Below are 23018 nucleotides of genomic sequence, written 5' to 3' on the forward strand. Positions count from 1 at the left end.
TAAAACGAATCATCCATGTGGGATGCCCCACTTTATAGTGTCGGAATTGTTTTCTCGTAATATTCCTCGGCAATCTCTTCATAAAAGGCTGCTGACGTCGTATAAAAATATGGAATTAGCCATAAGAATCCAATCCCGAGTGTAATACAACTTAATATAAACCAACCAATAAAGCTCAAACATAAAATGAAATACTCCATCTTATGCCCATCCATCATACGACGGCTTTCTGTAATCGCTTGATTTATAGAATACTCAGGGTGATCATTTATTATAAAGTACGTCATCGCATAAGAAAATGATTTAATAATGCCTGGAATAATAAATAGTAAAAACCATAAGAAAATATAAATGTTCACTACTATATATAATAAAAATGACTTTATAAACTTACTTCCTTCTGTAAACCATCTGAATATATGCCCAATACGTGCGTCTTTTTCACGAATGATATGCAGCGCTAAATAATAGCCACCTAACGTCAATGGACCTACCATCAATATTGAAATAACGTCTACTGAAAATGAGCTATTTACTTCTTTCCAATCCCAAACCTGAGAGAAAATGAAATCAATACTAAAACTAAAAGCTGAAATAAGAATCGAAATCAGTAATGTTGCCCCGACAGCTAAGCCCCATTTCCCTTCTAATGAATCCAGTGCTTCTCCTTTTAAATCACTAATCATGTTTAGCCTCGCCTCCTATACACAATAATTCTATTAGTATAGCATACTCCTACTGCAATTCACCCTTTGAAATGTAGCGATAAAAATGCGCTGTCGTTGTACTCACATACGGACTAAGCCATAGAAAACCTATTCCAAGTGTAAAAATCGCTAAAATAGCCCACCCTATAAAGCTTAACCATAAAAGAAATAGATCTAATTTATGCCCCTTCATCAGATTCTTACTTTCTTTCATTGCTTGTGAAACACTATATTCTGGTTTTTCAACCATCACATAATATGTCATCGAATATGAAAAATACAAAATAGCCATTACAACAAACGAAATAGCTAATAAAACAAAGAAAACGATGATGAATGATGGGTTTGCATTCTCATCAAAGAATCCTAATATCCCACATACAATCGTTCCTAGCATTGGAACCCATGTACCTGTATATAACAAAATTGCAAGCATAGCCCACATTGTTTTCATCATTCTTTTAAAACCACGAAATCCTTCAAATAAATAATCTACTCTAGCATCTTCTCGTTTACTTATTTGTAGAAACAAATTTGTATAACCGTATGAGGTAATGCCATAAGCCGCATAACTTAAAATTATCATAAGGCAGTAAAAAAGCCCAAACGTAATAGCAGCTCCAATTGCCATCGTGTCTTCTTCAATGGAACCAGTTGAAATAGACAATAAAAAAACTATTATAACTACTGGAATTAATAGGATAAGCATTACAGCCATTGAAACGACGTAACTTATAATATGATATAAAATCGTTGATCCAACACCTAGTCCCCATTTTCCTTTTAAAGAGTGCAATGCTTCTCGTTTCATTTCACCGATCATTTCTTCATCCCCTTTATAAATTGTTGTACATTCTCTACTTATACGAGCACTGATGTAATTATACCATTTTTGTAAAATTATCCATAAAATCCATAAAAAAAAATTCGTAAAGGCAAAGCCTTTACGAATTTTTTATTTCATATCGGAAACGTTTAAACGGTTCACAGCACGTTGTAATGCCATTTCTGCACGTTTAAAGTCAACATGTGCTTGTTTATCTTGCAAACGTTGCTCCGCACGACGCTTCGCTTCATTTGCACGATGGATATCGATATGGTTTGCTTCTTCAGCAGATGATGATAATACAGTTACTTTATCTGGACGAACTTCGATAAAGCCACCACTTACTGCTACATAATCAGTGTGTCCACCATTTTTCAGACGAACTGCACTAATTTTTAATGGTGCAACAGTTGGAATGTGACCTGGTAAAATCCCCATTTCCCCACTCTCTGCTTTTACACTTACCATTTCTACTTCTTTTTCGTAAACCGGTCCATCAGGAGTTACAATACTGACTGGAAATGTCTTCATACTTCGTCCCTCCTAAGGCCTTACGCCATCATTTTCTTCGCGTTTTCAATAACTTCTTCAATGCCACCAACTAAGCGGAATGCATCTTCTGGAAGGTCATCATATTTTCCTTCTAGAATTTCTTTGAAACCACGAACTGTGTCTTTTACAGGTACGTAAGAACCTTTTTGACCTGTAAACTGCTCCGCTACGTGGAAGTTTTGAGATAAGAAGAATTGAATACGACGAGCACGATGTACAACTAACTTATCTTCTTCAGATAACTCATCCATACCTAAGATAGCAATGATATCTTGAAGCTCTTTGTAACGTTGTAAAGTTTGCTGTACTTGACGAGCCACTTCATAATGCTCTTCTCCTACGATTTCTGGAGAAAGTGCACGAGATGTAGATGCTAATGGATCTACGGCTGGGTAAATACCCATTTGTGTTAAACGACGCTCTAAGTTTGTTGTTGCATCTAAGTGAGCGAACGTTGTAGCTGGTGCTGGGTCAGTATAGTCATCGGCTGGTACATATACCGCTTGGATAGACGTGATAGACCCTTTATTTGTAGATGTAATACGCTCTTGTAATTGACCCATTTCTGTTGCAAGTGTTGGTTGGTAACCTACCGCAGATGGCATACGGCCAAGAAGGGCAGATACTTCAGAACCTGCTTGCGTGAAACGGAAGATATTATCGATGAACAGAAGTACGTCTTGTCCTTGCTCATCACGGAAATATTCAGCCATTGTTAAGCCTGTTAATGCAACACGTTGACGTGCTCCAGGTGGCTCGTTCATTTGTCCGAATACCATCGCAGTTTTCTTAATTACGCCAGAATCGCTCATTTCGTGGTATAAGTCATTACCCTCACGAGTACGCTCACCTACACCAGCGAATACAGAGATACCACCGTGCTCTTGTGCGATGTTGTTGATTAACTCCTGAATTAATACTGTTTTACCTACACCGGCACCACCGAATAGACCGATCTTACCACCCTTAATGTAAGGAGCAAGTAAGTCTACTACTTTAATACCAGTTTCAAGAATTTCTACTTTAGTAGATAATTCTTCGAATGCAGGTGCTTGACGGTGAATTGGATCACGGCGTACATCCGAAGGAACCTCACCATCTAAGTCAATAGCATCACCTAATACGTTAAATACGCGACCAAGTGTTGCATCACCAACTGGTACAGAGATTGCTTTACCAGTATCTTCTACTTCTGTGCCACGAACAAGTCCATCTGTGGAAGACATCGCAACTGTACGAACTGTATCATCACCTAAATGAAGTGCAACTTCAAATGTTAAGTTAAGTTCACCGTTTTCGTTGCTCTGTTTTACCGTAAGGGCGTTGTAGATTTCTGGTAGCTTTCCGCCATCAAACTTAACGTCTACAACCGGACCCATGATTTGCGTAACGCGCCCTTTATTCATCGGGTTCCCTCCTAGCTTTCTTTTAATTAGCCAACTTTCTACGAGCAGCTAGCTTTTAATTTTTTATTGGTTTATAAGCTTACGCGGCTCTTTTGAATGAGCCGCTTCCGCTTTTTATTAAATCGAGCTCCGGTGGCTAGAAGGGTCGGCCATTTCACTCCTTCCTACGAGGCAAAGAACGCCTCTTTGTCAGGAGTTCCAATGCCCTCCCCTTCTGGACAAGCCACCTACGCTTTTTATTACTACTCTAACGCTGCTGCTCCACCAACGATTTCCGTAATTTCTTGCGTAATCGCTGCCTGACGCGCACGGTTGAATGAAAGTGTAAGTGAATCGATAACTTCCATTGCGTTGTCTGTAGCACTCTTCATTGCTGTCATACGCGCTGCGTGCTCACTTGCTTTACCGTCTAGTAATGCACCGTACACTAAGCTTTCTGCGTATTGTGGCAATAGTACTTTTAAAATTTCTTCTTCAGAAGGTTCGAATTCATAAGCTGTCGTCGGTTTATCAGACGCCACATCAGTAAGCGGTAAAATTTTATTTTCCGTTACTTCTTGTGAAATTTTACTTACGTAATGGTTGTAGTAAATATACAGCTCATCATAAGCACCATCTGCGAACATCGCAATTGCTCGAGAAGCAAGGTCTTTAATATCAGTGAATGATGGGTGATCAGATAATCCAACTACTTCATCAATGATGTTAAAGCCGCGACGTTTTAAATAATCACGTCCTAGTCGTCCAAGCACAATAATTGAATATTGGTTTGAATCCATATTATGACGTTCACGAATTACGTTACTTACTGTACGTAATACGTTACTGTTATAACCACCTGCTAGTCCGCGATCAGATGTAATAACGATGTATCCTGTACGCTTTACAGGGCGCGCATTTAGCATTGGATGATTAATTCCTTTACTTCCTTGCGCAATGCTCGCTACTACTTCTTGAATCTTTTCCATATACGGAACGAAAGATTTAGCATTTTGCTCTGCACGGTTTAACTTAGATGCAGATACCATCTCCATCGCTTTCGTAATTTGACTCGTTTTCTTTGTCGAGTTAATCTTCGCTTTTATATCGCGTAAAGATGCCACAGGTTTTCACCACCTTTTTTCCGGAAGTTGGCACGATTAGTAAGAATTCTCTTCCTAATCTACGTTGCAAGATATTCTTGCTCATGATTGAAGGAAAAGAATAGGTGCACCTACTCTTTTCCTTTACATAACCGTCAGCAATCTCAGAAATTGAGATGCCTTATATATACTATCTAGCTCCAGCGGCTTGAATGTTCGGTGGCTTCACTTCTTCCCCCTCACGTTCAGGACGAGCCGCTTCCACTTTTATTAATCTAGTTCCGCCTCCTAGCCCCTTTCGTCTAAGAACCTTCTCCACAAGAAGGTAAAAAGCACCTTCTGTGAGAAAGAACCTTAGCCGATGGGGCTGAACAGTCGGCTTCACTTTTTATTATTATTCAGAAGCTACGAATACTTTTTTAAATCCGTTAATTGCTGCTGCAAATTTGTCGTCATCCGCAAGTTTCTTAGTTGTGCGGATTTCTTCTAATAAGTCAGTCGCATTAGAATCTAACCAAGCATGGAATTCTTCTTCGAAACGAGTGATATCTACTACTGGGATATCATCTAGGAATCCACGTGTTAAAGCGTAAAGAATGATAACTTGTTTCTCTACACGTAACGGTTTGTGTAATCCTTGTTTTAATACCTCAACAGTACGAGCACCACGGTTTAGTTTCGCTTGAGTTGCTTTATCTAGGTCAGAACCGAACTGAGCGAACGCTTCTAACTCACGGTAAGATGCAAGGTCAAGACGAAGTGTACCTGATACTTTACTCATTGCTTTAATCTGAGCAGATCCACCTACACGAGATACAGAAGTACCCGCATCGATCGCTGGACGTACGCCAGAGAAGAATAGGTCAGATTGTAAGAAGATTTGTCCATCCGTAATTGAGATTACGTTTGTTGGAATGTAAGCTGATACGTCCCCTGCTTGTGTTTCGATGAAAGGTAGTGCAGTTAAAGAACCGCCGCCTTTTGCATCACTTAATTTTGCTGCACGCTCTAATAAGCGAGAATGTAAGTAGAATACATCCCCTGGGTAAGCTTCACGACCTGGAGGACGACGTAATAGTAATGACAGCTCACGGTAAGCTGCTGCTTGTTTTGATAAGTCATCATATACTACTAATACGTGTTTACCATTGTACATGAACTCTTCACCCATTGTTACACCAGCGTAAGGAGCTAGGTATAATAATGGAGCTGGTTGAGAAGCAGATGCAGTTACAACGATTGTGTACTCTAATGCACCATGCTTACGTAGTGTTTCTACTACGTTACGTACAGTTGATTCTTTTTGTCCGATAGCTACGTAAATACAAATCATATCTTCATCTTTTTGGTTAATGATTGTATCTAGTGCAACTGCTGTTTTACCTGTTTGACGGTCACCGATGATTAACTCACGTTGACCACGGCCAATTGGTACAAGAGCGTCGATCGCTTTAATACCTGTTTGAAGTGGCTCATGAACAGATTTACGATCCATTACACCTGGTGCTGGACTTTCGATTGGACGAGTGTTTGTTGTATTGATTGGGCCTAAACCATCAACTGGTTGACCTAATGGGTTTACAACACGACCAATTAGTTCTTTTCCTACTGGTACTTGCATGATGCGACCAGTACGACGAACTTCGTCACCTTCACGGATTTCTGTGTAAGGTCCTAAAATGATAATACCTACGTTGTTTTCCTCTAAATTTTGTGCTAGTCCCATAACGCCGTTAGAGAACTCTACAAGTTCACCAGCCATAACGTTATCAAGACCATGAGCACGCGCGATACCGTCACCAACTTGGATAACTGTACCAACATCACTAACTTCGATTTCAGACTGATAGTTCTCAATTTGTTGCTTTATCAGTGCGCTAATTTCTTCAGCTCTGATGCTCATGTGCTTCACCCCTATCTATTCTTCATTAATTCACGCTGAATACGTGCTAATTTTCCTTGTAAACTTCCGTCATAAATGCGATTTCCAATACGTACTTTAATGCCGCCTAGTAAATCTTCATCTACAACATTTTTTACGCGAATTGCATCTTTTCCTGTTCTCTTTGCAAATGCTTCTGCAATGTTAAGCTTCTCTTCTTCCGATAGAAGACGAGTAGAATATACTGTTGCATCCGCTACGTTACGTTCTTCATTCGCAAGAACTACGTATTCATTTGCAATTTCAGATAAGATATCAATGCGTTTGTTATCAATTAAAATATATAACGTATTTAAAATCGATTCAGAAACAGATCCGAATACGTTTGCAAGAAACGTCTTCTTCTGCTCTTTTGAAATGTTCGGTTGTGTTAAAAAGCTATGTAGTTCTCCGTTCTTCTCATAAACGTTTTGTACAAGGCGTAATTCCTCTTCAAACATTTCTAATACGTGTTTTTCTTTTGCAATTTTAAAAAGAGCGACAGCATAACGTTTTGCTACAATTCCATTGCTCATCGCGCTTCTCCTACTTCTTTAATATAATCGCGAATTAACTTCACTTGATCTTCTTCTTTTAATTCTTTTTCAATTACTTTAGAAGCAATTTGAACAGATAAAGAAGCAACTTGTTCTTGTAAAGCAGCAATTGCTTGCTCTTTTTCGCGTTGAATTTCTTGTACAGCAGATGCTTTAATTGATTCTGCTTCTTCTTTCGCAGCAGCAACAATTGCATCCTTTTGATCATCGGCTTGCTTTTTCGCTCTTTCGATTAACTCTTGTGCTTCAACACGTGATTGTTTTAACATCTCACGTTGTTCTTCTACTAATTTCTTCGCTTCAGCATTATTCTTTTCTGCAGCGTCGATTTCATTATTAACGTGCTCTTCACGTTCTTTCATAATTCCCATCAAAGGACCCCACGCGAATTTGCGTAGCATTACTAATAAAACTAAGAACACAAATAGTGTATAAGCAATCGTTCCAAATGGAATGGCAGCTCCTAATAATAAAGTTGGCACAAGGATTCACTCCCTTCGAGATTTCTAAATTGACTATATGAAAAAAAAAGACATATATTTTGTTCATAAAGCAATGGCGAAGAAAGTTCGGAAAAACACTCTTCGCCATCTATGTAAGGGGAGTCTCCCTTATTTGTTCATTACGATGAATGCAATAACTACACCGATAATTGGAAGTGCCTCAACTAATGCAACCCCGATGAACATAATTGTTTGAAGTGCGCCTTTTAGTTCTGGTTGACGAGCAACACCTTCGATTGTACGTGATACGATAAGACCGTTACCAATACCTGCACCTAATGCTGATAAACCAATTGCAATTGCAGCTGCGATTACACCTAAACTCATTTAATTTGTCCTCCTTTTTATTATAAAAAAATAAATTTTTTCTTACTTAAATTATATTAATGGTCATGACTTACTTTATGAGCCATATAAACCATCGTTAACATTACGAAAATAAATGCCTGGATTGAACCAACGAATACACTGAATCCCATCCATGCTAACATCGGTACAAGTGCACCTAATGCTCCAAGGAATGATGCTCCGCCTAATTTAGCAAGTAATCCTAATAGAATCTCACCTGCATAAATGTTACCGAATAAACGAAGACCTAACGTTAATGTGTTAGCAAATTCCTCAATAACCTTTAATGGGAATAAGAATTTCATAGGTTGGAAATAACCTTTAATGTATTCTTTCGTACCCTTCATCTTAATTCCATAGTAATGGGTGAGGGTAACTACCATCACGGCTAATGTTAATGTAACTGCTGGATCAGACGTTGGTGATCTCCACCATGCAATATGTTCACCAGCCTCAGTTGCTGAGTACATGAATGGTAAACCGAGCATATTTGATACGAAGATAAACATAATAAGCGTAACGCCAAGCGTTAAGAAGCGCCCACCTGTTTTCCAATCCATTGTGCTATTAATAATTCCTCTCACGAAGTCCAGAACCCACTCAAAGAAATTTTGCATTCCTGTTGGGCGAAGAGCTAAGCTTCGAGTTCCAATAACAGCGATTAAGAAAACAATAACTGCTGCTACAGTAACCATCATAACTGATGACAAATCGAACGTTAAACCTAGAAATTCAACTAATTTACCGTGTTCCACTAGTAATTCACCTCTCTTCCCTGCTCTTATACTCTAAATAAAGAAAATCTATGATCATGACAAGGTATCCTGTCAGCAATCCTACACCTAAGCCCCACATCGCAATTAACTCTTGATATTTGGCTGCAAATAAAATTAATAACCCAATCGTGGCGAATCTTGAATATGTACTTACCGCTGTCGCCTTAAACTTCACGTTTTCTCCATTTGTCACGCGATCCAACAGCTTGTCTGTCCTACGTGCAATGATGCGCAAACTAAGAAAACTGAAAATCGTCCCGATAATCAGTCCAAGAAATACATCCTTGTAAGAGGTGAATCCCCATCCTAGCACTAGAAGCGCAAGCAAGTAGTACATATATTTCTTTTGTCTTTGGACAAGTCCATGTACGTCTATCATCATTGCTCTCCCGAATAGTAATGTCGAATGAGTCGAATCATTGCGTATACCCCTGTTCCTAATCCGAGTAATAACCCTATAATAAGAAACAATGGAAACGTTCCAACCTTATTATCAATCCACTGCCCACCAAAGATCCCAACAAGAATAGAACCGACTAACTGAGCAAGAATACCTGACATTAAAGCATAAGCTTTTATATGGCTGCGATCGTTTTTTTGCAAGGATTCATCCCTCCAATATGTAACCCTCATTCACGATGTGTTAATAATAACTCATTTTTTTGCATAAATCCTATACAAAATAAAAAGTTTACATTTTCGTCACGGAATAGATGTATTTTTGTCACTGAAAGCCCTACCATCTATCCCCGTTGTTAGCATACAATAGGGTATTAACAGTGTCAACGAGAAATCGTAAAAAATCAAAAAATTTGAGTATTAGTCATTTCCTCCCAAAAATGAAAACGTTCCCCTTCTAAATACTGGTTAGAGATATGCAATTTCTAACAGTTTTCTCTTTATAATAGAAGGAAATGTTCACAAGTTTGTCACTATTATATTTTTACGATATAACGCTTTCCTTCCATAATATAGTGCTCTTTAGACGTAAGACTTCTATATTATATGTGATGTGTATGCAACTTATGTTGTATATACTATGTATATTTATCCTCTCCCCTCCCCTACTTGCTTACATCAAAAAAAGACGAGCTGAGGAATCCCCCTGCTCGTCAGTTGTCTTACTTCGTTCCGAATAAACGGTCACCAGCATCACCAAGACCTGGTACTACATATCCGTGGTCATTTAATTTCTCATCTAATGCTGCTACATAAATATCAACATCAGGATGTTCTTCTTGTACTACTTTTACTCCTTCTGGAGCTGCAACGATACACATTAATTTAATTTGTTTTGCACCGCGCTTTTTCAGAGAGTTAATTGCTTCAGCTGCAGAACCACCTGTTGCTAGCATCGGATCTAGTACGATAAAGTCACGCTCTTCTACATCCGTTGGAAGTTTCACATAGTATTCTACCGGTTGCAATGTTTTAGGGTCGCGGTATAAGCCAACGTGTCCTACTTTTGCTGCTGGAATTAATTTCAGAATTCCATCAACCATTCCTAAACCTGCACGTAAAATCGGAATTAAACCAAGTTTTTTACCAGCGATCACTTTTGTTGTCGCTTTGCTTACAGGAGTCTCAATTTCAATGTCTTTAAGTGGAAGGTCGCGAGTAATTTCAAAAGCCATTAAGCTTGCTACTTCGTCCACTAATTCACGAAAATCTTTCGTACCTGTATTCTTGTCGCGAATATATGTAATCTTATGTTGAATTAACGGGTGATCAAATACATACAGTTTTCCCATGTGAATCTCTCCTTTAGATGATATTCATGCGTTTGCACGCTTTTTTACACTATTTACGATTGTAAAGAAAACGCTACTAATATTCAAGGGCAAATTTGGAAAAGTCATGATTTCCGATGATTCTATCTAGTATCTTTACCAATTATGGGAGCTGTATCCTTCATTATATCGCCAAAATTTATTCATCATTTGTATACATACTTAAAGAACAATATATGTCCACAAAAAAGACTGCTAAAACAATTATGTCTCAGCAGCCTTCTTCAATCTATTATAGATCTGTGTACATTGGGAATTTGCTCGTTAACGCTTCTACACGCTTACGCGCTTCTTCTAATGCAGCTTCATTTTCATGATTTTTTAATGTGTAAGCAATAAGTGACGCAATTTCATCCATTTCTTCTAAACCGAAACCACGAGATGTTACAGCTGCTGTACCGATACGTACACCACTTGTTACAAATGGGCTTGCTGTTTCAAATGGAATTGTATTTTTGTTCACTGTAATACCAACTTCGTCTAATACGTGCTCTGCTACTTTACCTGTGATTTCTAGGTTACGAACATCAATTAGGATTAAGTGATTGTCTGTTCCACCAGAAACAAGTGTAAGTCCTTCTTTTTGAAGACCTTTAGCTAAGCGGTTCGCATTGTTAATGATATTTTGTGCATATGTTTTGAAATCATCTTGAAGTGCCTCACCAAACGCAACAGCTTTTGCAGCGATTACGTGCATAAGTGGACCACCTTGAATACCAGGGAAGATTGATTTATCAATTTGTTTTGCAAATTGCTCTTCACATAAAATCATACCACCACGTGGACCACGTAATGTTTTATGTGTTGTTGTTGTAACGAAATGTGCATGTGGCACTGGATTTGGATGTAAACCAGCCGCTACTAAACCTGCGATATGTGCCATATCAACCATTAAGTATGCGCCCACTTCATCTGCAATCTCACGGAATCGTTTGAAATCGATAACACGAGGGTACGCACTTGCACCTGCAACGATTAATTTTGGTTTATGTTCTTTCGCTTTTGCTAATACATCATCGTAATTAATACGGTGAGATTCAGCATCCACGCCATATTCTACGAAATTATATTGTACTCCACTGAAGTTAACAGGGCTTCCGTGTGTTAAGTGACCACCATGAGATAAATTCATACCAAGTACTGTATCGCCTTGCTCTAAAATCGTGAAGTATACTGCCATGTTCGCTTGTGCACCAGAATGCGGTTGAACATTTACGTGCTCTGCGCCGAAAATTTCTTTTACGCGATCACGTGCGATATCTTCTACTACGTCTACATGTTCACAACCACCATAGTAACGTTTCCCAGGATATCCTTCAGCATACTTATTCGTTAAAACAGAACCTTGCGCCTCCATTACTGCTTCACTTACGAAGTTTTCCGAAGCAATTAACTCAATCTTCGAACGCTGTCTTCCTAGTTCTGCCTCAATTGCAGCAAATACCTTTTCATCTTGACGTTTTAAATGATCCACCAAAATCCCCCTTTTCTGAACGAATTACATCGATTCCCAACAGTTTTTTCTTATTTATTCAGAAAAAACGAAAATTCAGGTTGTAATTCTTTCGAACCTTCATGTTTTCAACTACATTCTAACATGACTTTCTATATCATAAAAGAAAAAAAAGACCGAAAATCGGTCTTTTCTTTCTTCTATAATAAAGTCAGACAACATACCTTATTCATAACTTTAACGGCAAGTGATAGTCTCTTCCTTCGCCGCATAAACAGCACGTGCTCCACCAATTAGCTTTCCACGTGTTGTTGCCATCGTTACATGTGCACTTCCAATTTCCTTCACACTAGTACGAACCGGAACAGCTACGTGCTTTAAATGCATACCGATAAATGTATCACCAATATCCATTCCCGCATCTGCTTTAATAAACTCAATTACTACCGGATCTTTCAAATTGTGATAAGCATATGTTGCTAATGCACCACCTGCTGATCTAACAGGCGTAACTGTTACAATTTCAAATTGATATTTCATCGCCAACTCTTTCTCAACTACTAAAGCACGGTTTAAATGCTCACAACATTGAAACGCCAACTCAATACCTGTTTGTTCTTGAAATTGTTTTAACTCAGAAAAAATCGCCTCTGCTACTTCCATCGTTCCTGATGTCCCAATTCTTTCTCCTAGCACTTCGCTCGTACTACACCCCACTACAAAAATTTGACCACTTTGTAATGAAGCTTGTTCTTGGAAATCAGAAAGCGAAATTTGTAGCTGTTCTCTTACCTTTACGATTTCTGTCATTACGCCTCTTCCTTTCACAGGTTGGTTCACCAAATTATATTTCCTACTGCTTCTAGTTAGAATCTATTACTTTGCTTCGTATGTTTTAATTTTTCCTACGCGGTTTTCGTGACGGCCGCCTTCAAATTCAGTTGTTAACCAAATTTTTGCGATGTCGCGTGCTAGACCAGCACCAATTACACGCTCGCCCATTGCTAACATGTTTGTATCGTTATGCTCTCTCGTTGCTCTCGCACTGAAAGTATCATGAACTAACGCACAACGAATACCATTTACTTTGTTTGCAGCAATTGACATACCGATGCCTGTCCCACAAACTAAAATACCACGGTCTACTTCGCCATTTGCTACCATTTCCGCTGCTGGAAACGCAAAATCAGGGTAATCAACAGAACCAGCTTCACATTCACAACCTAAATCAATATATTCAATATTTAACTCTTCTAATAAACTTACAAGTTCATTACGGATATTCATACCGCCGTGATCAGATGCTACTACTACTTTCATTTTTACCCCTCCAAAGTTTCAATCCATTATCTTCATTCTCACTTAATCCTTTAATGGGACGAAGTGATCTCCAATATCGTATTATACACGAAACATCAACCTTCTGAATGTTTTTTCAGTAAAGTTTGTACAAGTTTTTCCATCTCTTCTAATGTTTCTTTATAAATAGAGAGAGATCCGCCGAACGGATCTGAAATATCCTTACTCATCCCCTCAGTTACTCCATATAATGTATCTACTTTCCCTTCAACACTTGGATAATGCCCAAGGATAATTTCCTTATGTTTTTCCGTCATTGTTACTACAATATCTGCCCAATCAATTAAGGCTTCGTTTACCTGCTGCGAAGCATGATCGATTGCAATTCCCTTTTCAGCTAAAGCTTCCTTTGCATGTACCGACGCATCACTTCCAGGATAGGCGAAAACACCAGCAGATTGCACTTCAAACTTACCTTCTCCATAATGGCGCAGTAACGCCTCAGCCATCGGACTACGGCATGTATTTCCAGTGCAAACAAATAATACTCGTTTCATCTAAACCCACCCCTTTTCTCTATTTCCTTCCTTTTATCATAGCGTACATTACAATAGAACAAAAGAAATGTGAATATACGAAAGGCGCATTTCTCTTATATTTTTTCTAAGAAAAATGCGCCTTATCCACATATATGTGAAACCCTATTTCCAAGTGCCCAAAGTATTTTACCATATATAAGGAACAGACTACAAAACAAAATAAGGAATCCATTTCATACGAAACGGATTCCTTTCATGTGATAATTATTTCATTGTAACTTTCATTACTTCTGTTGAACCTTTTGTAGCAGTTACACCTACAGTTGTCTTAATAGACTCAGCTGCATCTGTGTTTGTAATAACGATTGGAGTAATTGTGCTTTTCGCTTTTTCACGAATTAATTCTAAGTCGAATGAGATTAATTTATCTCCAGCTTTTACAGCTTGTCCTTCAGAAACGTGAGCTTCAAAACCTTCGCCTTCCATTTTTACAGTTTCTAATCCAACGTGGATTAAAATTTCTGTACCGTTTTTCGCTTTAATTCCAATTGCATGTTTCGTGTGGAATAATTGTACGATTTCGCCATCAACTGGAGATACAACTACACCTTCAGTAGGATCGATTGCAACACCGTCACCCATCATACGACCAGCGAATACTGGATCTGGTACTTCTTCAATATTTTTCACTGCTCCAGTTAATGGAGCTACAATTGTTTCTTCATTTGTTTTTGAACCAAGACCGAATAATTTTTTAAACATAGGATAGTCCTCCTTATAATTTACCTAAAAGTTTATAGGGCAATCTCTATTAAAGATCAGAATAAACGTAAGACTTCATACTTCGAATATTATACTGTAAAAACGCTTTCGAAATAAATTACGTCATTACTACTAGACTCTTATTGTAGCGTCTCACAAAATTCCAGTCAATTCTGATTGTCTGAATAACAATAAGAAGTTAACTTCTACTTATATTTTCTCTTTTTTCACCTAACTTGTCTAGAGGTCTTTACTACATTTTATTTTTTGTTGTTAATTTGTAAAATTTTTTTCAAACTTTTTTCGAAATCCACTTGACTAAAGTAAGTAACTATTTTATTATTACTTACGTAAGGTAAGCTAATAACTTTTAGGGGGTTTTCAAAAATGATGGATTTCGGTCTTCTTATTATTCGTCTTATTATAGGTATTACATTCATGGGTCATGGTGCTCAAAAATTATTTGGTTGGTTCGGCGGTTATGGTTTAAAAGGAACAGGCGGCTGGATGGAATCAATCGGTTTACGCCCTGGTGTATTCATGGCATTTATGGCTGGTGCAACTGAATTATTAGGTGGTTTCTTATTCGCATCAGGTATTTTCACTGCAATCGGTTCATTATTTATCGTTGGAACAATGTTAATGGCAATCTTCACTGTTCATGGGAAAAATGGTTACTGGGTAACCCAAAACGGATATGAATACAACTTAATGTTAATCGCTGTTGCTATTGGTGTAGCTTTAATCGGACCTGGCGCATACGTTTTACTATAATTTTTATCTTGAATTCAAGATTATTTAGATGGAACTTACTTCATTGTGGTTGAAGTAAGTTCTTTTTATGTAATAAAAATATTATTTTCAGCAGGAGTTTTCCACTAACATCTTGTAAACAAACAATAAGTCGTCATATTTAGAAAGGGGATTTCAATCATGTTATCCATTAATCCAAATGAACAATCGGAAAAAGAGAATTACAAATTACTTACAGGAAGTATTATTCCACGCCCTGTCGCATTCGTTACTTCTGTAACAAAAGACGGCGTATTAAATGGAGCACCATATAGTTATTTCAATATTGTTGCTGCTAATCCGCCACTTATCTCAGTTTCTGTACAACGAAAAGCTGGAGAAAGAAAAGACACTTCTCGAAACGCAATTGAAAAAGGAGAATTTGTCGTACATATCTCTGATGAATCATATGTAGCGGCAATTAACGAAACAGCAGCAAATCTCCCTCCAAATGAAAGTGAAATTGAATTAGCAAAATTAACACCAATTGAAAGTGATGTCATCTCCGTTCCAGGTGTAAAAGAAGCAAATATTCGAATGGAATGCGTGCTAGAACGCGCAATCCCCCTTGGCGGAACAGAAGACTCACCAGCTTGCGATCTACTAATTGGACGCGTCGTTCGTTTCCACGTCGCAGAACACCTATACGAAAATGGACGCATTCATGCAGAAGGACTAAAACCAGTAAGCCGCCTAGCAGGACACAACTACGCAAAACTAGGAGAACAATTTGAATTAGTGAGGCCAATCTAAAAGCGGAAGCGGCTCGTTCAGAATGGGAGGAGGATGGAGCTTCTGACGTAGAGGCGCTTTTTGCCTCGCAGGAAGACGCGAAGCCACCGACCATTCTAGCCGCTGGAGCTGGATAACAACTAAAAGCGAAAACAGCTCGTTCAGAATAGAAGTAACAATAATATAAAAGGGTGTACCAAATTAATTTGGTACACCCTTTTCATAGAAGAAGAAAAATAATTTTTCATTATTGGTCATCGACCTCTTTTCCCATTATTGGTCATCGGTAAAAAGTAACAGTGTGATTGGTTATTGGATGATTGGTTGTCCTTTGGCCATCACAAATCTCATTTTTACAAAAGTGGTCTTCTTCTATGCCTTGAAGCGGAGTCTCACCACTTCAAGGTTTAAAAGTATTTTTCACCATCAAAGTCTAGTTCAATGGCGTAGTTTTTCGCATTAATTAAGTTAGATAACCTATTAGCTTGTCTCTCTAACTCTAAACCTTTTACACGATATACTTCAGGATCAAACATGGCTACTTTTACAAGCGATGATGTTTCACCGTACGAATATACATGTTCTTCTTTCTTACTCACGCCAAACTCTTTACACTTTCGAGCTTTTGCACGTAACTGCGTTGCAAGTTCTATCGCTTCAACAATCGTTACATTCTCTCCGTTGAAATTCACTTCATTTCGGATATTTGCTTCATACATTAATTTATCTAAAAGACGAAAATCAGCGCGAACTTCATCTAGTTCCTGTTCAACTTGTACCAATGTACGCGTCTGTTTTGGAAGTGTATCACCTTTTTCAATTTCAACAAATCCAATTTGGTTCATCTCTTCTTCTAATTCATGTATTCTTTTCGATAATACACTTTTTAATTTTACAGCTTCTGCCAAAGAAATGTTAGACATAGTATCCCCCTTATATCTCTTCTTTCTGCTCCTCTAAAGTAGGTACTTTCTCTTTTTTCGGTTTCCAAAGCTTAATTACGAAGAAATAAAGGGAAAGCAATGTAATAAGAAAAACAATTAAAAACGGGTATGGAGAATAAAAAGCACGCGCCGCCTCCGTTTTTCCAGCAACAAACTTCAATGACTCAATATCTAAAAACTCAGCAAACATTTGTACACCGAGCATACTAAACCAAAAAACAAAAAAACTAATAATAATACCAAAAACTTGCTTCAATCTCGTCATCCATCTCATCCTTTCTATATGTGAAATTTTTTAGCGTAATCAGTATAGTACAAACAAAACTATGCACAGAAAGGAACTACCTTACCATTCACGAATTAATTTAATCCAACCTAAAATTGAAATTTGTAAAATAATACCCCAAATAATAAGTAGTCGTAACCACCTCGGAAAAAAGGTTACAAATCGAATATACCATTCCAATAACTTGTTCATAACGCCCTCCCCCCTAAAATTATATAGGAAAAAGGAGATATAATCCAAATCCAACCAAAATGATACCACCTACTATCTCGCCATATGTACCGAGCATATCTTTCGCATGTCTCCCAATGAATAAACCAATCCACGCTAATAACATACTAACAAATCCAAAAAGTAATATCGTAATGATCGTCTGTGCCCCGTAAATACCAAGACTAAGACCTACTGAAAAACTGTCTATACTAACCCCAAATGCAAATACGAATAAACTAATTCCAATAGGGGCCGTTCGAGTCTCTTCATTTTCCAAGATAGATGAATATACAATATAAAATCCTAATCCGATTAATAAAATAGCACCTGCAAAATGTGCAATGTCTCCATACTGCTCTGATAAAAAACGACCTAATACCATCCCTATAAATGGCATGATAATATGAAATATCCCTATCGTCACACCGATATACAGGATTTGTCTTATCTTTAAGGTCATCATTCCCATACCAAGACTTACCGAGAACGCATCCATCCCTAAGGCGAACGCCATAATTATTAAAGGTATTATCTGTTCAAACGTCATTCATGTCCCTCCTCGGACGTGCTACTTCACAATATGCTTATCCGAGGAGAAATATTCTGTTTGCTAATCGTACCTTATCATTCAGTAATAATTTGATGTCCTGCCGCTTTTGTTAAACGATTCATAATGGCATTCCCTATTCCTTCATTCGGGAATGATTCACTAAAAATAACATCCACTTCACTTGCATCAAATGTTCTAAGTACATCATATAATTTAGTCGCAACGCTAGCTAAATCGCTTCGGACACCACATGATAATACAACATCCGCATTATATACGTGCTGATACTCTTCTGTCGTTAATACACCGACTTTGAATCCTTCTTCCTTCTTCTCATCCACAAGGCGTTGAATAAATTCACGTGAACCTTCAACAATACTTAGCGGCGCTTTCGGTGCATAATGTGTATATTTCATTCCAGGTGATTTCGGTTTTTCCTTCTCATCCTTTAAAGCTGGATCTAACGAAACCGTACCAATCACTGCTTCCAATTGTTCTTTCGTAATCCCACCTGGGCGTAATATCGTTGGAACAGCGCTCGTACAATCAATTACAGTCGATTCAACACCGACTCCTGTTGCACCACCATCTACAATACCTGCGATCTTCTCATTTAAATCTTCATATACATGAGACGCTAACGTCGGACTTGGACGACCTGAACGATTTGCACTAGGTGCTGCAACAGGTACATTTGCCTCTTCAATAAGAGCAAGAGCTACCGGATGATCAGGCATTCTTACTCCAACTGTATGAAGTCCTGCCGTTACCTTCTCTGAAATCCCTTCTTTTCTAGGTAAAATAATTGTTAACGGCCCTGGCCAAAAATGCTCCATTAACTTCTCTGCAACTGGCGGAATTTCCTTCACAATCCCATCTAACTGCGATTTTGTCCCGATGTGGACAATAAGTGGATTATCACTCGGTCTTCCTTTCGCCTCAAAAATTTTCGCAATCGCTTCATCATTCATCGCGTTTGCACCTAGTCCATATACCGTTTCTGTAGGGAAGGCAATCGCCTCATTTTCCCTTAATAATTTTGCTGCTTCTTGTAACTGTGGATAATATTTTTTTCTTTCCACAACATTATCCACAACCCACATATTTGTATGCATTTTTTCCCACGTCCTTTTCTACCCTGAAATACTTGTCTATTTTTAGTTTACTATGAGATTTATCCAAAAGACAAACAAGGTTTATCCACAAAATGTGGATAAACCTAATTAATCCGTGGATAACTTTGTGAATAGCTGACAATTTAGTATTATTGCATTTGGCTCTTTTATATTTTTACAAAAGTGTTCTAACTGTCGAATTCCCTCTGGTACGTTCTCTTTCTCTATCGTAACAAAGTCAAAAAACTGAAAGATCGTTATAGATTGTGGATGATTTGTTAGCAAGTACAATTGTCGAATATTTTTTTCTTTCATATACTGCAAAAACATTTCAAAAAAATATAAGAAAGTCTGTTTATCCACATTAGGTGTGAATAAACAAGAACGAATAAGTGCGTTTTCTTCACTTTGTTCATATCCAATGACTGCCCTTATTTCTTCCGCCTCTTCCAAAATCATAAATTGCGCGTACAACTCATTTATTTTATCATCTTTTTTATTAGCTTGTCCGAAAAAAGAGTGCAATCTTTCCACATCTGCTTTCGTCGCAAAATATACCTTCTTCATAGTAAATCCCTCCTCTTTTTTATATATGAGGAGGGATTTACGAATAGTACTATTTAGAGAATAAAGATGTAAAAGCTTCTACAATAAATAACTTAACTTCTGGCTCTTCTTCCTCTTCTACTTTTACATACTCATTTTGTTTTTCTTGTTTTTGCTCCACAGGTTTCTCCACTTTTTCCACAGTTTTTGTTTCCTCTTTACTTGCAGGTTGTTCTTCTACTTTCGTTTCATTTTTTACTACTTTCTTTTCAGAAGCTGTTACTTTTTTTGCGACTTCCTGCTTTACAACTTTCTTTTCCTTCACCTCATCCCCTTTTTTCTCTTCTGCATTTACTACTTCTTCATCATCTATTTGTTTTACTTGCTCCTCTTCTGGAGATTCAGCCTTCACAACATGTTCTTCTTTCCTTACAGCTGTACCACTTGAAAAATCTAAGAAACACATCGGTGGAAATAATACACACCACCAGTTTGCCCCTTCACCTTCCCCAATTGTAATTAAAACTGCTTCATATTCCCCTGCCGGATAAATAAAATTCCCATATACCTTTGTAGGAAACTTTACATTTTTACTGAATTTCACTTGGAATGAATCTTTGCTTCCTTCTTTTTTCAACGTATTTGCCACTGTTTTTTCGATTTCTGGAATATGATTTTGAATGACTTTGCGTGCTTCTTCAAATGAAGTTAAATCAGCTACCCATCCATCAATTTGCGCTTTTACTTCATCACGCACTTTGCGCTTTAACGCCTGATCTTTATCTGAATCACTATTTGCTAAAATCCGTAATCGAACGGCCTCTTTCGGAATAACTGAAGGCCCTTTCGCATCAGCTTTCATATATCCAAACTGCACAAGTAACTGTGCACCAATTAATAATAGAAGAAGATAAGCAATAACTTGTTTTTTCATTTCCTCCACCGTCCCTTCTACAAACAGTGTGGACAGACTTTCATCTTTCTAAACTATTAAATTCAAAATCTATATGAATTTTTCCACAAAAAAATAGAGTAAGGTGTAACCCTTACTCCATTTCTGCAAATACCATACGATCTTTTCCATTAATATCAAAAACAACCTCAACATGAGCATGTGGAAAAGCTTGTTGTAACAGCCCTTTCACGTCCTCACCTTGCCCTACTCCAATTTCAAATGCGACAATTGCTTTCTTCTGCAACACATTCGGCAACTCTTCCATAAAGCGGCGATAGAAATCCAATCCGTCTTCACCACCAACAAGCGCTCTCTTTGGCTCATGCTCTTTCACCACGGGAGAAAGACCACGCCAATCTTCTTCCGGTATATATGGAGGATTTGAAACAACAACATCTAACTTTTGACCCGTTTCATAAAATGGTGATAATAAATCACCATGATAGAACGTTACTTCTGCGCCCAAAGTTTTCGCATTTTCTTTTGCAACTTCAATCGACTCCTGCGCAATATCTACCGTATACACATGAAGATTTTTATTTTCTAAAGCAAGTGTAATCGAAATTGCTCCGCTACCTGTACCAATATCTGCTACATGTATTTTCTCATCACCAAAATGACGCTCGATTCTTTCTAACACTCCTACTATAAGCTCTTCTGTTTCTGGTCTTGGTATTAATACTTCTTCATTCACAAAGAACGATCTTCCATAAAACATTTCATGACCAATCATATATTGAATCGGAATACCTTCTACATGTTTGTGGATAAACTCTGTAAAACTTTTTTCTTGTTCCGCAGTTATTTCTTCACGCATGTTCATCAATAATCCTGTTCTATTCGTCTTTAATACATGACAAAGGACAATTTCTCCCGCATTTTCATCTCGTCCATTCTCCTGTAAAAAAGAAGAAGCCCATTTCAGGGCTTCATAGACACGCATTACTCAGCTGCCTCCATCCTTTGAGCCTGATCTTCCATTACTAAGGCATTGATGAAATCATCTAACTTACCTTGTAAGATTTGATCTAACTTTTGAATCGTTAAACCGATTCGATGGTCTGTAACACGGTTTTGCGGGAAGTTATACGTACGAATACGCTCTGAACGATCACCCGTACCAACAGCTTGTTTACGGTTTTGATCATACTCAGCTTGCGCTTCTTGTCTAAACTTATCATAAACACGTGCGCGTAATACTTTCATCGCTTTTTCTTTATTCTTAATTTGTGATTTCTCATCCTGACATGATACAACTACACCAGTCGGTAAATGCGTTAAACGTACCGCTGACATCGTTGTATTAACGCTCTGTCCACCAGGTCCACTAGAAGCGAATGTATCAACACGAACATCTTTCTCATGAATATCAATTTCTACTTCTTCTGCCTCTGGTAATACAGCTACAGTTGCTGTAGATGTATGAATACGTCCACCAGATTCCGTTTCAGGAACACGTTGTACACGGTGAGCGCCATTCTCGAATTTCAGCTTCGCGAAAGCACCTTTACCGTTAATCATAAAGATAATCTCTTTATATCCACCTAACTCTGTATAGCTAGCCTCGATAATCTCCGTTTTCCAACCTTGCACCTCAGCGTAACGGCTATACATACGGTATAAGTCACCAGCAAATAAAGCGGCCTCGTCGCCACCAGCAGCTCCACGAACCTCAACGATAACGTTCTTATCATCGTTAGGGTCTTTTGGTACAAGTAAAATTTTCAGACGCTCTGATAATGTTTTTTCTTGTGATTCTAACTCAGAAACCTCTTCTTTTACCATTTCACGCATTTCTGCGTCTAACTTATCTTCTAACATTGCTTTCGCATCTTTTAATTGCTCACGAACATCCTTATACTCACGATACACCTCTACCGTTTCCTGTATATCAGACTGTTCCTTTGAATATTCACGAAGCTTATTTGAATCACTAATAATTGCTGGGTCGCTTAGCAATTCATTTAACTTCTCATAACGATTTTCTACAGCTTGCAAACGATCTAACACATCATTCACCTCTACATCCTAGTATCTAATACAAATAGTATATGGTACTTACTCAAAAAAACGCAAATTATATTTAAAAGCACAAGCGGCTCGTTCAGAATCGCAGGCTATTTGGAACTCTCGATCTTGAAGCGCTCTTTGCTTCGAGCGAGAGAGTGAAATGGCCGGAGATTCTAGCCGCTGGAGCTAGATAATATATTTAAAAGTGGCGGTGGCTCGTTCAGCTCTGACCAGCTAAGGTTCTTTCGACCTAAAGGTGCTTTTTACCTTTCGGGCGGAAGGTTCTTAGATGCGAAGAGCTAGCCACCAGAACTAGATATCACAACTTAAAGCGTAGGCAGCTCACACCACTCA

31 protein-coding genes are annotated in these 23018 nt (G+C 38.1%); 2 read left to right on the forward strand and 29 right to left on the reverse strand.

Features of this window, described 5'->3' with window-relative positions; translation table 11 throughout:
• Positions 1-32: 32 nt before the first annotated feature.
• From ACTFSI_RS11310 to ACTFSI_RS11405, 20 genes are all read right to left on the reverse strand, one after another.
• Entirely contained in the window at positions 33-686 is a 654-nt protein-coding gene (locus ACTFSI_RS11310) for a DUF975 family protein (protein WP_044791927.1), read from the reverse strand.
• A gap of 49 nt (positions 687-735) precedes the next feature.
• A complete protein-coding gene (locus ACTFSI_RS11315; protein ID WP_000578787.1) occupies positions 736-1530 on the reverse strand; it encodes a DUF975 family protein in 795 nt (264 codons plus the stop codon).
• Positions 1531-1662: 132 nt separating this feature from the next.
• Complete coding sequence (atpC, locus tag ACTFSI_RS11320; protein ID WP_000847211.1) at positions 1663-2064, reverse strand: F0F1 ATP synthase subunit epsilon; 402 nt, start codon at positions 2062-2064, stop codon at positions 1663-1665.
• Positions 2065-2084: 20 nt separating this feature from the next.
• Positions 2085-3491: a F0F1 ATP synthase subunit beta gene (atpD, locus tag ACTFSI_RS11325; RefSeq protein ID WP_001032592.1), complete on the reverse strand. Its 1407-nt coding sequence runs from the start codon at positions 3489-3491 to the stop codon at positions 2085-2087.
• A gap of 242 nt (positions 3492-3733) precedes the next feature.
• Positions 3734-4594: a F0F1 ATP synthase subunit gamma gene (atpG, locus tag ACTFSI_RS11330; protein WP_000157696.1), complete on the reverse strand. Its 861-nt coding sequence runs from the start codon at positions 4592-4594 to the stop codon at positions 3734-3736.
• A gap of 169 nt (positions 4595-4763) precedes the next feature.
• A complete protein-coding gene (locus ACTFSI_RS11335) occupies positions 4764-4892 on the reverse strand; it encodes a hypothetical protein (protein ID WP_256932408.1) in 129 nt (42 codons plus the stop codon).
• Between the two features lie 75 nt (positions 4893-4967).
• Complete coding sequence (atpA, locus tag ACTFSI_RS11340; protein WP_000027518.1) at positions 4968-6476, reverse strand: F0F1 ATP synthase subunit alpha; 1509 nt, start codon at positions 6474-6476, stop codon at positions 4968-4970.
• Between the two features lie 11 nt (positions 6477-6487).
• Complete coding sequence (gene atpH / locus ACTFSI_RS11345) at positions 6488-7030, reverse strand: F0F1 ATP synthase subunit delta (protein WP_000064679.1); 543 nt, start codon at positions 7028-7030, stop codon at positions 6488-6490.
• Entirely contained in the window at positions 7027-7533 is a 507-nt protein-coding gene (gene atpF, locus ACTFSI_RS11350; protein ID WP_001142620.1) for a F0F1 ATP synthase subunit B, read from the reverse strand. The genes atpH and atpF overlap by 4 nt, the downstream gene beginning before the upstream one ends.
• Before the next feature lie 129 nt (positions 7534-7662).
• Positions 7663-7881, reverse strand: a complete 219-nt coding sequence (atpE, locus tag ACTFSI_RS11355; RefSeq protein ID WP_000052064.1) for a F0F1 ATP synthase subunit C — start codon at positions 7879-7881, stop codon at positions 7663-7665.
• 56 nt (positions 7882-7937) lie between these two features.
• Entirely contained in the window at positions 7938-8657 is a 720-nt protein-coding gene (atpB, locus tag ACTFSI_RS11360) for a F0F1 ATP synthase subunit A (protein WP_000399869.1), read from the reverse strand.
• A 7-nt stretch (positions 8658-8664) separates the two neighbouring features.
• On the reverse strand, positions 8665-9057 hold the full coding sequence (locus ACTFSI_RS11365; RefSeq protein WP_000567600.1) for an ATP synthase subunit I: 393 nt from the start codon (positions 9055-9057) through the stop codon (positions 8665-8667).
• Entirely contained in the window at positions 9057-9281 is a 225-nt protein-coding gene (locus ACTFSI_RS11370; RefSeq protein ID WP_001171223.1) for an AtpZ/AtpI family protein, read from the reverse strand. Before ACTFSI_RS11370 ends, ACTFSI_RS11365 begins: the two co-directional genes overlap by 1 nt.
• Positions 9282-9307: 26 nt before the next feature.
• Positions 9308-9421: a DUF4024 domain-containing protein gene (locus tag ACTFSI_RS11375; RefSeq protein WP_000232961.1), complete on the reverse strand. Its 114-nt coding sequence runs from the start codon at positions 9419-9421 to the stop codon at positions 9308-9310.
• Between the two features lie 378 nt (positions 9422-9799).
• Positions 9800-10429, reverse strand: a complete 630-nt coding sequence (gene upp / locus ACTFSI_RS11380) for a uracil phosphoribosyltransferase (protein WP_000517539.1) — start codon at positions 10427-10429, stop codon at positions 9800-9802.
• A 271-nt stretch (positions 10430-10700) separates the two neighbouring features.
• Positions 10701-11942 (reverse strand): serine hydroxymethyltransferase, encoded by a 1242-nt coding sequence (gene glyA, locus ACTFSI_RS11385; RefSeq protein WP_139896049.1) that lies wholly within the window; start codon positions 11940-11942, stop codon positions 10701-10703.
• Between the two features lie 216 nt (positions 11943-12158).
• Entirely contained in the window at positions 12159-12731 is a 573-nt protein-coding gene (locus tag ACTFSI_RS11390) for a TIGR01440 family protein (protein ID WP_000136362.1), read from the reverse strand.
• 66 nt (positions 12732-12797) lie between these two features.
• A complete protein-coding gene (rpiB, locus tag ACTFSI_RS11395; RefSeq protein ID WP_197225835.1) occupies positions 12798-13241 on the reverse strand; it encodes a ribose 5-phosphate isomerase B in 444 nt (147 codons plus the stop codon).
• A 95-nt stretch (positions 13242-13336) separates the two neighbouring features.
• A complete protein-coding gene (locus tag ACTFSI_RS11400) occupies positions 13337-13777 on the reverse strand; it encodes a low molecular weight protein arginine phosphatase (RefSeq protein WP_000832383.1) in 441 nt (146 codons plus the stop codon).
• 246 nt (positions 13778-14023) lie between these two features.
• Positions 14024-14521 (reverse strand): PTS sugar transporter subunit IIA, encoded by a 498-nt coding sequence (locus ACTFSI_RS11405; protein ID WP_000473666.1) that lies wholly within the window; start codon positions 14519-14521, stop codon positions 14024-14026.
• A gap of 387 nt (positions 14522-14908) precedes the next feature.
• On the opposite strand from ACTFSI_RS11405, the gene ACTFSI_RS11410 reads away from it, so the two are divergent.
• Both ACTFSI_RS11410 and ACTFSI_RS11415 read left to right on the forward strand, forming a co-directional pair.
• The gene (locus ACTFSI_RS11410) at positions 14909-15295 is read left to right on the forward strand and encodes a DoxX family protein (protein ID WP_000968618.1); all 387 of its coding nucleotides are present in this window, start codon (positions 14909-14911) and stop codon (positions 15293-15295) included.
• A 159-nt stretch (positions 15296-15454) separates the two neighbouring features.
• On the forward strand, positions 15455-16066 hold the full coding sequence (locus ACTFSI_RS11415; protein WP_000949040.1) for a flavin reductase family protein: 612 nt from the start codon (positions 15455-15457) through the stop codon (positions 16064-16066).
• A 386-nt stretch (positions 16067-16452) separates the two neighbouring features.
• On the opposite strand, the gene ACTFSI_RS11420 is transcribed toward ACTFSI_RS11415, so the two are convergent.
• The 9 genes from ACTFSI_RS11420 to prfA form a co-directional block, all read right to left on the reverse strand.
• Positions 16453-16968 carry a hypothetical protein gene (locus ACTFSI_RS11420; protein ID WP_070807227.1) on the reverse strand — a complete coding sequence of 172 codons (516 nt, stop codon included), beginning with the start codon at positions 16966-16968 and terminating at the stop codon, positions 16453-16455.
• Positions 16969-16978: 10 nt separating this feature from the next.
• Positions 16979-17254 carry a DUF3935 domain-containing protein gene (locus ACTFSI_RS11425; RefSeq protein ID WP_440045407.1) on the reverse strand — a complete coding sequence of 92 codons (276 nt, stop codon included), beginning with the start codon at positions 17252-17254 and terminating at the stop codon, positions 16979-16981.
• Between the two features lie 81 nt (positions 17255-17335).
• Positions 17336-17467, reverse strand: a complete 132-nt coding sequence (locus ACTFSI_RS11430) for a hypothetical protein (RefSeq protein WP_001037626.1) — start codon at positions 17465-17467, stop codon at positions 17336-17338.
• Positions 17468-17486: 19 nt separating this feature from the next.
• On the reverse strand, positions 17487-18035 hold the full coding sequence (locus ACTFSI_RS11435; protein WP_000142416.1) for a manganese efflux pump MntP: 549 nt from the start codon (positions 18033-18035) through the stop codon (positions 17487-17489).
• Between the two features lie 77 nt (positions 18036-18112).
• On the reverse strand, positions 18113-19153 hold the full coding sequence (locus ACTFSI_RS11440; protein ID WP_197225836.1) for an L-threonylcarbamoyladenylate synthase: 1041 nt from the start codon (positions 19151-19153) through the stop codon (positions 18113-18115).
• Between the two features lie 108 nt (positions 19154-19261).
• Positions 19262-19720, reverse strand: coding sequence for a mechanosensitive ion channel protein (locus ACTFSI_RS11445; RefSeq protein ID WP_000758435.1), 459 nt, complete (start codon positions 19718-19720; stop codon positions 19262-19264).
• Between the two features lie 49 nt (positions 19721-19769).
• Entirely contained in the window at positions 19770-20633 is an 864-nt protein-coding gene (gene spoIIR / locus ACTFSI_RS11450) for a stage II sporulation protein R (RefSeq protein WP_197225837.1), read from the reverse strand.
• 112 nt (positions 20634-20745) lie between these two features.
• Positions 20746-21597 (reverse strand): peptide chain release factor N(5)-glutamine methyltransferase, encoded by an 852-nt coding sequence (gene prmC / locus ACTFSI_RS11455; RefSeq protein ID WP_001267033.1) that lies wholly within the window; start codon positions 21595-21597, stop codon positions 20746-20748.
• A complete protein-coding gene (gene prfA, locus ACTFSI_RS11460) occupies positions 21597-22664 on the reverse strand; it encodes a peptide chain release factor 1 (RefSeq protein WP_000887065.1) in 1068 nt (355 codons plus the stop codon). The genes prmC and prfA overlap by 1 nt, the downstream gene beginning before the upstream one ends.
• Positions 22665-23018: the final 354 nt, after the last annotated feature.

It is taken from the genome of Bacillus cereus group sp. MYBK101-2 (assembly GCF_051918845.1).
Lineage (GTDB): Bacteria > Bacillota > Bacilli > Bacillales > Bacillaceae_G > Bacillus_A > Bacillus_A paranthracis.